This is a genomic window from Clostridium sp. KLE 1755, from assembly GCF_000466465.2.
Classification (GTDB): domain Bacteria; phylum Bacillota; class Clostridia; order Lachnospirales; family Lachnospiraceae; genus Eisenbergiella; species Eisenbergiella porci.
On the sequence record NZ_KE992690.1, the window covers coordinates 33,782 to 46,970 of the forward strand.

General features: G+C 51.1%; 12 protein-coding genes. 5 read left to right on the forward strand and 7 right to left on the reverse strand.

Annotation, left to right across the window (positions count from 1 at the left end; all coding sequences use genetic code 11):
• Positions 1-54: 54 nt before the first annotated feature.
• Both HMPREF1548_RS09160 and HMPREF1548_RS09165 read right to left on the reverse strand, forming a co-directional pair.
• The gene (locus tag HMPREF1548_RS09160; RefSeq protein ID WP_021635722.1) at positions 55-999 is read right to left on the reverse strand and encodes a carbohydrate ABC transporter permease; all 945 of its coding nucleotides are present in this window, start codon (positions 997-999) and stop codon (positions 55-57) included.
• 11 nt (positions 1,000-1,010) lie between these two features.
• Positions 1,011-1,955: an ABC transporter permease gene (locus HMPREF1548_RS09165; protein ID WP_021635723.1), complete on the reverse strand. Its 945-nt coding sequence runs from the start codon at positions 1,953-1,955 to the stop codon at positions 1,011-1,013.
• A gap of 487 nt (positions 1,956-2,442) precedes the next feature.
• Here HMPREF1548_RS09165 and HMPREF1548_RS09170 point away from each other — a divergent pair, with 487 nt between their 5' ends.
• A complete protein-coding gene (locus HMPREF1548_RS09170; protein ID WP_035321638.1) occupies positions 2,443-3,915 on the forward strand; it encodes a sulfatase-like hydrolase/transferase in 1,473 nt (490 codons plus the stop codon).
• A 264-nt stretch (positions 3,916-4,179) separates the two neighbouring features.
• Here HMPREF1548_RS09170 and HMPREF1548_RS09175 read toward each other — a convergent pair whose 3' ends face one another.
• From HMPREF1548_RS09175 to HMPREF1548_RS09185, 3 genes are all read right to left on the reverse strand, one after another.
• Positions 4,180-5,208 carry a CehA/McbA family metallohydrolase domain-containing protein gene (locus HMPREF1548_RS09175; RefSeq protein ID WP_021635728.1) on the reverse strand — a complete coding sequence of 343 codons (1,029 nt, stop codon included), beginning with the start codon at positions 5,206-5,208 and terminating at the stop codon, positions 4,180-4,182.
• Positions 5,209-5,239: 31 nt separating this feature from the next.
• On the reverse strand, positions 5,240-6,526 hold the full coding sequence (locus HMPREF1548_RS09180; RefSeq protein ID WP_021635729.1) for a glycoside hydrolase family 125 protein: 1,287 nt from the start codon (positions 6,524-6,526) through the stop codon (positions 5,240-5,242).
• A 214-nt stretch (positions 6,527-6,740) separates the two neighbouring features.
• Complete coding sequence (locus tag HMPREF1548_RS09185; protein WP_021635730.1) at positions 6,741-7,526, reverse strand: nucleotidyltransferase domain-containing protein; 786 nt, start codon at positions 7,524-7,526, stop codon at positions 6,741-6,743.
• A gap of 307 nt (positions 7,527-7,833) precedes the next feature.
• Between HMPREF1548_RS09185 and HMPREF1548_RS09190 the strand changes: the two genes are divergently transcribed.
• The 3 genes from HMPREF1548_RS09190 (at position 7,834) to HMPREF1548_RS09200 (ending at position 9,724) form a co-directional block, all read left to right on the forward strand.
• Positions 7,834-8,250, forward strand: coding sequence for a DUF134 domain-containing protein (locus HMPREF1548_RS09190; protein ID WP_025488997.1), 417 nt, complete (start codon positions 7,834-7,836; stop codon positions 8,248-8,250).
• A 109-nt stretch (positions 8,251-8,359) separates the two neighbouring features.
• Positions 8,360-8,740 carry a desulfoferrodoxin family protein gene (locus HMPREF1548_RS09195; protein ID WP_021635733.1) on the forward strand — a complete coding sequence of 127 codons (381 nt, stop codon included), beginning with the start codon at positions 8,360-8,362 and terminating at the stop codon, positions 8,738-8,740.
• A gap of 153 nt (positions 8,741-8,893) precedes the next feature.
• Positions 8,894-9,724: an Mrp/NBP35 family ATP-binding protein gene (locus HMPREF1548_RS09200; protein WP_025488996.1), complete on the forward strand. Its 831-nt coding sequence runs from the start codon at positions 8,894-8,896 to the stop codon at positions 9,722-9,724.
• A 629-nt stretch (positions 9,725-10,353) separates the two neighbouring features.
• Here the strand turns inward: HMPREF1548_RS09200 and HMPREF1548_RS09205 are convergent.
• A complete protein-coding gene (locus tag HMPREF1548_RS09205) occupies positions 10,354-11,406 on the reverse strand; it encodes a LacI family DNA-binding transcriptional regulator (protein WP_025488994.1) in 1,053 nt (350 codons plus the stop codon).
• Between the two features lie 237 nt (positions 11,407-11,643).
• On the opposite strand from HMPREF1548_RS09205, the gene HMPREF1548_RS09210 reads away from it, so the two are divergent.
• Positions 11,644-12,012, forward strand: coding sequence for a hypothetical protein (locus tag HMPREF1548_RS09210; protein WP_021635738.1), 369 nt, complete (start codon positions 11,644-11,646; stop codon positions 12,010-12,012).
• 91 nt (positions 12,013-12,103) lie between these two features.
• On the opposite strand, the gene HMPREF1548_RS09215 is transcribed toward HMPREF1548_RS09210, so the two are convergent.
• Positions 12,104-13,189 (reverse strand): L-cysteine desulfidase family protein (locus HMPREF1548_RS09215; RefSeq protein WP_021635739.1); only part of this gene is annotated, 1,086 nt, incomplete at its 5' end.

Sequence of the window (13,189 nt, forward strand, 5' to 3'; positions counted from 1 at the left end):
TTATATCAACCGGCGGCCCATCCCGCCGGGATGATAACATAAAATTATCTGTGATCAGCCTTTTACCGCGCCGACCGTAAGACCGGAAATGAAATACTTCTGGAAGAACGGGTAGGCACATGCGATGGGCAATACGATAACCACCACAATAGCCATACGGGCCGCTTCCTTGGGCATGTTCGCCACCGTATCCGCCATGCTCGCCCCCATAGTTGCCGCATTCTGGGCCAGCATATTCACATTCGTCATGATGGCGTTCAGCAGAGCCTGCAGGGAATACAGACGCTGGTCATCGATATACAGCATGGACTGGTACCAGTCATTCCAGTATGCAAAGCAGAGGAACAGCCCGATTGTTGCAAGCACCGGCAGGGAAATGGGAAGGACAATTTTGAAAAATATCGTAAACTGCCTTGCCCCGTCCATCTTGGCCGATTCAATCAGCTCCTCAGGAACCGTGGTTTTGAAAAAGGTCCTGCAGATAACCACATTGAAGGAAGAGACGGCCAGCGGCAGTATCAGCGCCCACACCGTATCCTTCAAACCCAGCAGCTGGGAGGTGATAAAGTAGGTGGATACCAGGCCTCCGTTGAATACCATGGGGATAAACACCACCATTGTGAGGAAACCGTTCAGCTTATAGCCGGGACGGGAAAGCACATATCCCATCAGCGTGGTGAGCAGGATTCCCAGCACAGTACCGAATATGGTGACGAAAAGGGAAACGCTCAGCGCCCTGATGATCAGCGTGCTCTGTGTTGCCAGATAGGAATATCCTTCAAAGGATACGATCTTCGGAATAAGATGGTATCCGTAATCCGTAATGGAAGCCTCTGCGGACAGAGAGATGGCAATAACTAGCAAAACGGGAATAATACATACCAGTGCCATCAGGAGGAACATGAAATTCAGCAGAACATTGGCCTTATTGGACACCCTGTTGAAGCGGTCGAATCCGTCCGGCTCATTTTTTCTTTTCTTTTTGATAGTTTCAGCCATGAGGCACCTCCTTAAATCATAGCGCTTTCGCGGTCAACCTTACGCACAATGGCATTGGCTGTCAGAATGGTGATACAGCCCGCCACCGACTGCACAAACGCGGCTGCGGAGGCCATGCCCGTGGTGGATGATTTCAGCTGCTTGAATACGAATACATCCAATGTATAGGAAACATTATACAGAGAATTGGAATCACGGGGCACCTGATAGAACAGGCCGAAATCGGAGTAGAAAATACGTCCCACCGCCATGATGAACATCATGATAATAACTGTCTTCATCAGCGGAAGCGTCACATATCTCATCTGCTGCCACACGGTAGCGCCGTCTATGCCGGCCGCTTCATAATAGGTCTTGTCAATCCCCGTAATTGTGGCAAGATAAACCACCATGCTGTAGCCCAGATTCTTCCACATATACATGAAAATCAAAAACGGCGGCCACAGCTTCGGTTCCATATACCACTGATGCGGGTCCTTGCCCATTGACTCCAGAAGGCTGTTAAGCAGTCCCTTGTCAAAGCTTAAGAACGCCCAGACCAGCGCGGTTACAACAACCCAGGAAAGGAAATAGGGCATGAACATCGCAGTCTGATAAACCTTGGCCATTTTCTTGTTATGCAGCTGCCCGATGAGCAGCGCCATCGTTACGGGAACAACAATATTGAGTATGATAAACGCGATATTATACAGAATTGTGTTTCGAAGGATAATCCAGATGTCTCCTGCGGAAAACAGGAATTTAAAATTTTGAAAACCAATCCAGTCGCTCTGAATAATACTTTGCAGGAACCCTCCCTTAATCTTGTAATCCTTAAATGCAATAATAATACCGAACATCGGCATAAATGCGAACAGGAAATACCAGATAGTCGTGGGGAGCGCCAGAACGGTAAGCTCCGTATCATCACGTGTCCAGCGTCTTTTCTTTTTTTTCGTTACGTCCTTTGCAGCCATGTGAAACCTCCCTTTCTATTTGCTTGACGGCGTTCAAAGGGGTCTGATCGAAAGTCCGCCGTCCTCCCGTTTCCCGTCAGCCGGCCTGCCGGAAAACAGCCGCCGGAAACGCGTACGCCTCATTCTTCTGCTGGGGAGCTATTAAGCTCCTTACTTCCGGCCGCTTTATGAATTAATTATAAACTATGCATTTCGCCATTACTATCTAACATTTCTTATATAGTAGTCTAAAAACAATATGTTAATTTTAAAATTTGCCTTCGCATTTTTATACATATTGCACAATGATTATAGAATAATCTCCTATTTTCCTTATCTTTAATTTGTGTAACTTTTTTAGTACCCTATCTAACGTTTCTGATATAGACATTCTCCTCCCCGCCCGCCTATACTGATTATAAGAAACGCGGCCATCCCCGGGAATTTGTTGCTGTCCCGACTCCACTTGGATTCCGGGGGATGCCGCCACAGAACAGGAGGGCTATCTATGCCGCAACCCAATATTTTGCTGATAACCACAGACCAACAGCGCTTTGACACTATCAACGCCTGGGGCAACACCCACATTTTTACGCCGCATCTGAATTATATGGCCGCCATGGGAACCAGCTACCGCAGCTGCTATGCCTGCTGCCCCATCTGCGTTCCTTCCCGCACCACTATTATGACCGGGCTGCACGGCTATGAAAGTGGCGTGGTCTCCAATGCCACCCACGAAACCGTAATGCGCGAGCAGACCCGCCTGCGCCGCACGCTCCCGGCGCTGCTCACGGATGCGGGCTATCAGACCTGCGCCAAAGGGAAAATGCATTTTGAACCGGCCCGCGCCTGCTATGGCTTCGAACAGATGACTCTTCCCTTAGACTACATGCGCCAGTATGACCGGAAAGCCGAAACCGCCCGCCCCAAAGCGCACGGCATCGGCGAGTGCGAGATGGAACCGGTCATTTCCACAGTGGAGGTAAAAGACAGCATCACCACCTGGATCGTTGACCAGTCCATCGATTTCCTGGAAACCAGGGATACCACCCGCCCTTTTTTCCTCTGGACCAGCTTCACCAAGCCCCATCCTCCCTTTGATCCCTGCCGGGACTTCTGGAGCCTTTATGAAAATATTCCCATGCCCGAGCCTGTTTACGGCGGCTGGTCCCGCGACCTTGCCGGGACGCCCCAGGGCTTCCTGGCAGGCGCTTATGAAAATACGAACATGCATCTGTTCGGTCCCAGGCAGCTGGAAGCATCAAGACGGGCCTATTATGCCTGCATCACCCAGATCGACTATGCCTTGGGCCGCCTTTTCGGCGCCATGCGGGAAAACGATCTGTTCCGGAACACCTGGATCATCTTCACCTCCGATCATGGGGAAATGCTGGGGGATCACCACATGTCCCAGAAAAACCTGTTCTTTGAAGGCTCGGCCCATGTGCCGCTGCTCATTGTCCCGCCCTCAGGAAGCGGCATCCCCCACAACCTGACTGTGGACAGCCTGACGGAAATTGCCGATATATATCCCACCATCCTTGAGCTGGCGGGCGTCACGCCTCCGGAGGGCATCACCGGCCGCAGCCTCCTGGCGCCGGAAAAGCTGCCAAAGGACCGTGTTTTTTATGGAGACAGCCTGCACACCAACTTCTGCGTCATGAAGGACCGGATCAAGCTGGTATACACTACCTGCGGAGACCATACCCTGCTCTTCGATCTGAATTCAGACCCTATGGAGCGTAACGACCTCTCCACAGATCCTGCATGGCAGGAAAAAAAGAATGAACTGTGGCGGCTCCTGCTGAAGCATACCGCTGAAACCGCCCCTGAGGCGCTGGAAAAAAATAAGGACAATGACTGCTGCGATCCGTCCGCCCTGCGCTTCCATACCACCCGGCCGCCCCGCTTCCCCGGTGATATGCCCGGACGCTGGTTCGGCTTCCACTACCATGATTACTCGGTGGATACCTTTCACTGAATTAAACCAGCCATCCGGCCGGCACGCTTCCGGTCGGCCGCCTTCTCCATTTTGCAGGCAGCTCCCGGACATTTCCGTTGTAAAAAAAGAAAAGCCTCCGGCCCTTCCTCTGTCAGCAGGGGAAGCGGCCGGAGACTTTTTTTGTGCGTCCGGCGCACATTAAATACCGTCCCGGCGGGTACAAATACCTGCCGGACGGTTATATCTGCCTTACTTAGCTGTCGTTTTTTTCTGTCTGAAATTCAGTTGCATATATATCCGGGCTTATATCCGGCTGCTGCCGTCCGCCGCACTGCATCCGGTCTTTGATTCCGTCATCGCGCCGGCGGGTATTTCATCCATCCAGTAAGCGCTCGTGCCCGCGTACATTCCCTTTCCATCACGGATCTCCACACGGATATAGCCTTCCCTTCCGGATAACTCAAATTCCGCCTCCGTAATGGTCTCGCCTTTGCCGGCCAGCTTCTTATAACAATTCCGCCCTTCCTGGATAACGAAGATTTTTTCCACAGGAGAGGTCTTTACCACCAGCTTCCTGTCACGGATATAAGCCTCCTTAATTTCCGGCCCCATGGAAAAATAGAAATCTCCCTTTTCCAGGGCTTCCATCACCGCGCCGTATTCCAGCTTCTCCGCCTTCACCATAGTAAAGCCGCCGAAGGAATCACACAGCGGCGAATCAAAGGGAAAGCTGTTATGGTTATCATCGGTCGCCACCGTATAAATCCGCTGGCCGGTGCGCAGCATTTCATCATAGGACTGAGGGTTGAAGCCATACAGCCCGTCATGCTCACAGCCGTGGTTATAGATTTCCATCGCCCACAGCCCGCGCAGATCCTTATAATCCTCATAGGTCTGCAGCGACCAGTAAGGATGATTATAGCAGCAAAGGAAGCCCTCTGCCTTCATCAGCTCAATATAGCCGTTGATGTACTCCGTATCACTATAACGTTTTAAAGGAAGCGCAATTTTTTCTTCCTTCTCCCGCCGCTCCGGGTGCTTATCATAAAAATTAAAATGATATACCTTAAGCGTGGGCCAGGCATTCTCATGGGCGCTGAACTGATTGATATCCGCCTCAAAAGCGGCGATACTCAAAAACCTGTCATCATCCAGCTCCTCATGCTTACAGTACTGCCTGTGATCCGTAAAGGCCACAATGGAATACCCTTCCTTCTGATATGCCTCCTTCACCTGCTCCGGCGTCAGCGCCCCATCCGAAACCACCGTATGGCAATGCAGATTCGCTTTGTAAAAATTCCCCTTTTCCGGCAATAAATAAAATGTTCCCATGCCCTGCACTCCTTTTTCCCGCCCTTACCGGCTATTTTTTCACCCTGATCTGACAGTAATCCAGCACAAGCTCACAGAATACCGCATTGGCCCAGGAAAACCATTCTCTCGTATATTTGGAAGGATCGTCCACATGGAAGCCCTCGTGCATCATTCCCTTGCCGCCGTCCGTATCACGCATCAGCTGCAGCAGACGCAGCTTTTCTTCCCTCGACGCCTCCGTCAGCCCCTGGATTGCCAGCCCTATATGCCAGATATAATAAGGAGGCACATGGGGACTGCCGATTCCGGCCGCCGCTTTTCCCTTGAAATAATAAGGATTTCCCTCACTCAGGATAAAACGCCTCGTGTTCTCCATCACTTCCCTGTCGCCTTCATAGCCCAGATACTCCATGGCAAGGAGACTCGGCACATTGGCATCATCCATCAGCAGATACTGCCCGTAGCCATCCGTTTCATACGCATAAATTCTTCCGTAATACTCATTTTTAATCACGGCGAGCGTCTCTATGGCATTCCTGACCTCCTGCCGGAAGCTCTCAGCCTCTGCCGCCAGCTCCTCATCCTTCAGGACCTCCCCGGCAATTTCCGCCAGATAACCAAGCACCACCGACGCAAACATATTGGAAGGAATCAGATAACCATATGTACAGGCGTCATCGCTGGGACGGAAGCCCGACCAGATCAGCCCGGTCCCGGACTTCACCAACGCGCCCTTCCCGTTCCTGGAAAGCGTGTCCGTAAAATAACAGCCCTTCCTCACAAAACTGTAAGGCGATTCCTCCTCATGATGCTGCTCCGTCCGCCACACCTTGAGGATCCTGCGCACACCCTTTACAAACGTCTCGTCAAACTGATCCGTCCGCCCCGTATTTTTCCATACCAGATAAGAAAGCTGGATAGGATAACACAGAGAATCCAGCTCATATTTCCTCTCCCAGATCCAGGGCCCCATATCCGTCTCATCATGCTCCCAGCAGTTCCCGTTGGCCTCCTGGTTAAACGCATTCGCATACGGATCCAGATTCACATAGAAAAACTGCTTTTTCACCAGCCCCACCAGCATATCCGCGATATCGCCGTCCTCGCCGGCAGCCATCAGATAAGGCCGTATCTGCGCCACGCTGTCACGCAGCCACATGGCCGGAATATCCCCGGTAATAATATATGTAGTTTTGTCAGGCAGTCTCTTCACCGTAGTATCCAGCGTATTGGTAAAACAGTTCACAAACAGCTGCACCATCTTCGGATCCTCCGGGAAATTCTCCTCCACCCTCTTAATCAGTTTAAGCAATGCTTCAGGCAGCATCTTCTCCATCCTGGCTTCCTCCTTCTCTGCGCCGGTCCCCCGGCCCTCTGCTCCAATACCGCCGCCCCTTCAGCTTCTCGCTTCTAAAGCCGGGCGCCGGCACAACACTGCCATATTACCACAAACCAAAATCTTATCCTATCACACAAACCTCATTTTACATATCAAAAATAATAGATTATCCCCTGTATTTTTACACCACAGCCGGACATACCGCCCCGGCTTACCATTCCCCAATCAACGGCCTGGGATAAAGCCACCATTTTTCAAAGTCCATACCATACTGAGAACTGCATATATTATTATCTTTCGGATAATCATAGCCCGTCCACTTATGATAGCTCTCCACGATCCTGTCCAGAAGCTCAGAATCCATAGTCTCACAGAACTCCCTGCAGTTCTCCACCAATCCCTCCGGCTTGTTCTCCACACCCGCCACCGTATCCTCCAGCCTGCGGTTAGACGGGAACAACACCCGGTTCTCCTGCAGCACCAGCCGATACAACGCATAAACAATCTCACTCGCCGTCCGGATCTTCATATACCCATCCGGTTTACAACACTTCCAGAAATAATTATAATTCAGATGCAGATCACTGTAAAAAGAAAGCAGCTTTTCCTCCCGTTCCCTCTCCTGAAACACCGGAATCCTTGCCACAATCCCCTCAATCTCCGGATCACTGGAAAAAAGCACCCTCGACTTCACAAAAGAATTCCTCGTAGGCTCACTGCCCTTCTCCGCCGCCTGCATCAGGTACTCCTTCGTCATATACTTAATATCGAAATAACCGCCTTCATATGTACATTCAAAAATACACTCCGCCGTCCGGTTCTCCCTCATACGCTCCTCAAAATACTCCGGCGTCACAATAACCATGGCATCCAGATCCGAATCAACCCGTTCTACCCCCTTAGCCACAGAACCGCCGAAAACCAGCGCAATCACCTCATCCCTCCCCCGGAACATATCCTCCAGTATCTTCAGTGACTCCTCATGATGCTTATACATACCCGTTCCTCTCCTCAATCCTTCTTATTTTTATTCATACATACGGTTAAAAAAATACCCGTCACCCCCACTATAAACGATACCCCACCCGCTTTCAATACCCCTCTTTTTAATTTTTCCATAATTTTCTCTTTCTAGTTTATCCACAACCTACGCCGCCTGCCGCTGTGGGTATTGCGCCCCCATTGCATAAATCAGAAATAGTAACAATTATCATTTCCCTATTGACATCTTCCTGAAAACATGTATAATGAAACATGTAAACAGCATATGCCAATTACACAAGCCGGAAACATGAGGTGAAATTATGCCGCGTCCCATCAAGGAACGAAACGTCTGCTGCCTGCCCAAGTCATGTACCTTCGGGCCCCTGAACAGCACGGAAACAGAAGTCATATTTATGACTGTTGACGAATATGAATGTATCCGTCTGATAGATTTGAAGGGCTGTACCCAGGAGGAATGCGCGGAACGGATGACCATCGCCCGTTCCACCGTTCAGATGATTTATAATGAAGCACGCAGGAAGATGGCGGATTCCCTCGTGAACGGAAAGCTGCTCCATATCCAGGGAGGCACCTTCCGGCTCTGTGACGGAAACGGCTGCTGCCCCGCCGGTGAATGCCGGAGGCGCAAAGGCTGCAGCCAGAATTCCCCGAATAAAGATTCTCAGAAGCAAGTAACCAGTGCCGGTCAAATGCCGCCGCGTAAGCAAACCGACTGAATACCGTGGACATTTGACCCGCCCGGCCGGCGCCGGAATAATTCACAGCCCGATGCCGGCATAACCAAAGGATTCCGTTGTATAACGGAGAAACAGGGAGAACATAATTATGAGTAATGTAAAATTTTTTATCTGCAGACACTGCGGCAACCAGGTGGAAATGATTCATGATGCGGGCGTTCCCGTTATCTGCTGCGGAGAACCCATGGAAGAGCTTAAGGCCAACACTGTTGACGCCAGCCTGGAAAAGCACGTTCCTGCCGTTACCGTTGAAGGCGACACCGTAAAAGTACAGGTAGGCAGCGCCGTTCACCCCATGCTGGAAGAGCATCACATTGAATGGATTTACCTGGAGCTGGAAAACGGCGGCAGCCGTAAGGCACTCTCTCCCGGCGAAGCTCCCGAAGCAGTCTTCCATACCGCCGGCGTTAAGCCCGTGGCCGTATATGCATACTGCAATCTGCACGGCCTGTGGAAAACCGAATTATAACAGTCCCTTAAGCTTATACCTTAATCAGCCTTCTATTCATAAGCTCACAACGCTTTATGCTTTGTGAGCTTTATGGTGGTTTCCCATCCGATATCGTAAGCCGCTCAGGCTCATGGTAAAATAGACAAGTACATGTGAAAGGAATCATTAAAAATGAGTGAAAACTGCAATCACGATTGTTCGTCCTGCGGGGAATCCTGCAAGGACAGGGACCCGAAAAGCATGCTTCAGGCCCCTCACGAAATGTCCAGCATCAAAAATGTAATCGCCGTAGTCAGCGGCAAGGGCGGCGTGGGAAAATCCCTGGTGACTTCCCTGCTGGCTTCTTCCATGCAGAAGAAGGGATACCATTCCGCAGTCATTGATGCGGATATCACAGGCCCCTCCATCCCCAAAGCCTTCGGCATCCATGAAAAAGCATACGCCAACGAAATGGGGCTTATCCCTGTGAAATCCCGCGGTGGAATTGATGTCATGTCCATCAACCTGCTGCTGGACAATGATACGGATCCCGTGCTGTGGCGCGGCCCCATCATTGCGGGTGCAGTCAGCCAGTTCTGGACCGACGTTATCTGGGAAAATGTGGATTATATGTTTGTGGACATGCCTCCCGGAACCGGCGACGTTCCTCTGACCGTATTCCAGTCCCTCCCCTTAAAGGGCATCATCGTGGTGACCTCCCCTCAGGAGCTTGTTTCCGTCATCGTTGAAAAGGCTGTTAAAATGGCTGAAATGATGAACATCCCCGTTCTTGGCATTGTGGAAAACATGTCCTATTTTGAATGCCCCGACTGCAAGAGCAAACACAGTATTTTCGGCGAAAGCCATATCGATGAAATCGCCGCAAGACACGGAATTGCCTCCGTATCCAAGCTGCCCATCGACCCTGCAATTGCCTCCGCCTGTGACAAAGGGGAAATCGAAGCGGTGGACGCGCCCTGGCTTGCAGAGCTTTCCGCTTCTCTTGAAAAAATCTGTAATTAAATAACAATGGCGTAACAATTCAGCCTGCGGCCGGACTGTTACGCCATTGACCGTCCCGTTTTTTAAGTATAAAAGATTCCAAATTGCCGCCTGCCTGTAAACATAATCAGGCTCTGCGCGGCCTGTAAAAATGACAGCTTACCAAAGATTATGGTAACTGTCATTTTTCTTACCCATTTTACAAAACGTTACTGTCCAGCCCGCACATTTTCTCATCATGGATGGACAGCGGCAGGAAAAAGCTTTTGCAGGAGGAGCATGCCGGACTTTTCCGCAAAGCAAAAAAGGCGCTTACACCACTCAATGGTATAAACGTCTTCATCTGAATTCCATGGATTATATGCCTGACACTGCAGCTATCAAAAACCCGGCATGGAATACCGGAGGTATTTACTTATAAATCTTAAAAAAAAGGGGGGGTGCTGGTGCAGCCGAAGCCGCACCAGCGAATTTTGTGGGTTGATGACTTTTCAACTTAGGTATATCATAATACATATTTATAAATTTGTCAAACATTTTTTATAAATTTTTATATAAAATATAAATTATCTAAATTTAATTTACAAATCATACCCATATATTTCTTTATGATGCTTCACCTGCCGCCGCACCGGACGCAGGTCTTCCCATTATTTCCATGTCACCGGACACACGCTTTCCATTTCCACCAGCTCCGCGTTGATTTCCAGACGGACGGGAATATCCTCCATGGAACGGGCCTTCATATCGATTTTATTATGAAGCAGCATGATCAGGCTCCTGCCCAGCAGCCTGCGCGGAATCCGCATGGTGGTAAGCGTGGGTTCCATGATGCTGCATATGCTCCGCCCGTCAAAGCCGATGACCGACACATCCTCCGGCACCCGGTAGCCGGCGCTTTTCAGGGCGCGGTATACGGGAATCGCCAGCACATCATTTTCCACAAGCAGCGCTGTGGGCGGCTTCACCCCGCCCTTCCACAGCAGCTCCAGATACTCCTGCGCCTTCGCTCCCCGGCAGTTTGTGACAATATCATGCTCCCTGTTCAGCTGCAGTCCCAGATCCTCTATGGCATAATGAAAATAACGCCGTCTCTCCAGCAGCGAGCTGCGCGCAGTTCCGGTGGCCACATAGCCGATTTCCCGGTGGCCCTTCTCCTGAAGGTAGCGCACAGCGGTATAAATGCCCTGCTGGCTGTTTACCGTCACGGAGCTGGCTTTCACAAACGGATCATAGCAGTCCAGCATCACATAGGGAATATCCATGGCATCCAGCTCTTTCTTCAACTCCTGGCTCATCACGTCGGCATATACGAGCATTCCCGCATATTCTTCCCTTCTTATGCTGTCCCGGAGCCGGCTGCCCTTTTCATCATACATATGGATAATGGAAAAATGATAGCCCAGGTGCCTCGCTTCCCTCTCCGCCCCCTCAATAACGGGAGGGAAAAAAGCCGCCTCATCCCCCTCATCCTGATAATCGGACATGACAAGATAAGCGATATTCTTCATAGGAGCCGGGCTTCCTTCCTGCAGCTCCTGCGGTTCCTCCTTGATCATATACCCGTATCCCATCTCCTGAATTCTCGCCAGAAGAGAGCTGCGCAGTTCATCACTGATTCCGGGCTTATGATTCAGTACCAGTGACATCGTCGCAGTGGAAACGCCAAGCATTCCGGCCAGTTCTTTAGATTTAATTGCCACGATTCTTCCCCTCACTAAATTTATAAATTTTATTTATAATAATATTGTACCGTATTTTTAAATATTTTCAAGCATTTACAGGAATACTAATTAACAAACTTCAGCGGCGGATTTTAGCCATTTCTGCTACCACGGCAGAGCGCCGGGGAGTTTTTTCAAATATACGCAGGCAAAACGTAATTGTGAGGCAGCAATACAGTTACAGCAAAACTATACCAGAGAAAAAGGAGGAAAGATATGCAGGAAGAAAAAAGACCTTATCACGACGGCTTATCCTTTCCCAGCGCCAATATCCCCGGCATCACACCGGAATCCGCTTTTACGGACGGGTATCTGACAGCGCTTCACACCATGGATGAAGCACATTCCCGTGTCCGGATCGGCGATGACGGCAAGGCCTCCGATATGAATCCGGAAACCGAAATGTCTCCGGACGGCTGCAATCCGGTCAGCAAAGACTCGGAAATGGAACGTGCCCATGACGGCGGGGATGACATGATTTTTCCCGGCGTACTTCCCGGTATGCCCGGTGTACTTCCGGGCGGCTACGCCGGTGCGGTACCACCCTTCTATTTTCCCGGCTCCGGACCTACCCCGGGGATGTAACCCGGAAGACGGCCGCGCCCGGACAAAAAAAGCCCTGTAAGGGAGCATATCTGCAATTTGGATATGCTTCCCTTACAGGGCTTTAATTTATTTATCCGATCATGATATCCAGGATTTCCCGGTCGGTGTCACGCATGCCGTCACGACCCAGGCGGGCAACATTGGCAATGGTGGATTCCACCCCTTTTTTCACGATACCGTCGCCGTCCACGAATTCCTGGCCGTTCCGGTACATATAGTATCCCAGGATACCGGCGTCCACAGCGGAAGCTATTTTGGCCGCGCAGGATGCCTTGGCGCCGTCGCACACGATGCCTGATACATTGGCCAGGGTATTGACCACCGTATGGATGATTTCTTCATAGCCGCCGCCCAGCAGATAAGCGATTCCGGCGCCGGCCCCTGTTCCCGCGCTCACTGCGCCGCAGTAGGCGGAAAGTCGTCCGATGCCTTCCTTCAGATGAATCGCCGTCAGATTGGAAATCAGCAGGGCGCGGTAAAGCTGCTCTTCTCCCGATCCCAGTTCCCTGGCATATTCGATAACAGGCACGGATACGGTAATCCCCTGGTTGCCGCTTCCGGAATTGATGACCACGGGAAGCTCACAGCCATTCATCCTGGCATCAGAACCCGCGGCCGCCTTGGCCCTTGCCCGGATTTTCACATCATCGCCGTAGGCCGCAAGCAGCACCTTTCCCACGTTTGCGCCGTAGGAATGCTTCATTCCCTCTTCGGCAATGGCCATATTGTATTCTATCTGCCGATCCAGGACCTGCTTTACATCATCCAGACGGGCGGTCAGGGCAAAATCCACGATTCCTTCCATGCTGAGAGAGGATTTTGCCTCCGCCTGGGAACCTTCCTCATCCGTTCCTGCCGTCCGCAGTATCTCACCGTTTTTTTCCACCAGCACCACATTGGTATGGGAATCCGCTATGCGCACGCGGGCTTCCCGGTTTCCGGCCCACACAGTCACCGTAAGGTCAAAGGTACGGCAGCCGCCCGCCTTCTGAATCCGGATATCCGCTGTCTGCAGATAGTCCCTGATTTCTCCTCGCTGCTCCTCCGTCAGGCCCTCGAGAAGCTCCAGCTTATCCTCCGGCCTGCCGGAAACCACCCCTGCGGCTGCCGCGGCCTGGATTCCTTTCATGCCGCCCGTGTTCGGTACGATGACGCT

Excerpts from the sequence above, each read along its gene's own strand:
- HMPREF1548_RS09195 (WP_021635733.1), top strand. The coding sequence starts at position 8,360 with ATGAGTAATGTAAAATTTTTTATCTGCAGACACTGCGGCAACCAGGTG.
- HMPREF1548_RS09185 (WP_021635730.1), bottom strand. The coding sequence starts at position 7,526 with ATGTATAAGCATCATGAGGAGTCACTGAAGATACTGGAGGATATGTTC.
- HMPREF1548_RS09175 (WP_021635728.1), bottom strand. The coding sequence starts at position 5,208 with ATGGGAACATTTTATTTATTGCCGGAAAAGGGGAATTTTTACAAAGCG.
- HMPREF1548_RS09190 (WP_025488997.1), top strand. The coding sequence starts at position 7,834 with ATGCCGCGTCCCATCAAGGAACGAAACGTCTGCTGCCTGCCCAAGTCA.
- HMPREF1548_RS09210 (WP_021635738.1), top strand. The coding sequence starts at position 11,644 with ATGCAGGAAGAAAAAAGACCTTATCACGACGGCTTATCCTTTCCCAGC.
- HMPREF1548_RS09180 (WP_021635729.1), bottom strand. The coding sequence starts at position 6,526 with ATGGAGAAGATGCTGCCTGAAGCATTGCTTAAACTGATTAAGAGGGTG.
- HMPREF1548_RS09200 (WP_025488996.1), top strand. The coding sequence starts at position 8,894 with ATGAGTGAAAACTGCAATCACGATTGTTCGTCCTGCGGGGAATCCTGC.
- HMPREF1548_RS09160 (WP_021635722.1), bottom strand. The coding sequence starts at position 999 with ATGGCTGAAACTATCAAAAAGAAAAGAAAAAATGAGCCGGACGGATTC.
- HMPREF1548_RS09170 (WP_035321638.1), top strand. The coding sequence starts at position 2,443 with ATGCCGCAACCCAATATTTTGCTGATAACCACAGACCAACAGCGCTTT.
- HMPREF1548_RS09165 (WP_021635723.1), bottom strand. The coding sequence starts at position 1,955 with ATGGCTGCAAAGGACGTAACGAAAAAAAAGAAAAGACGCTGGACACGT.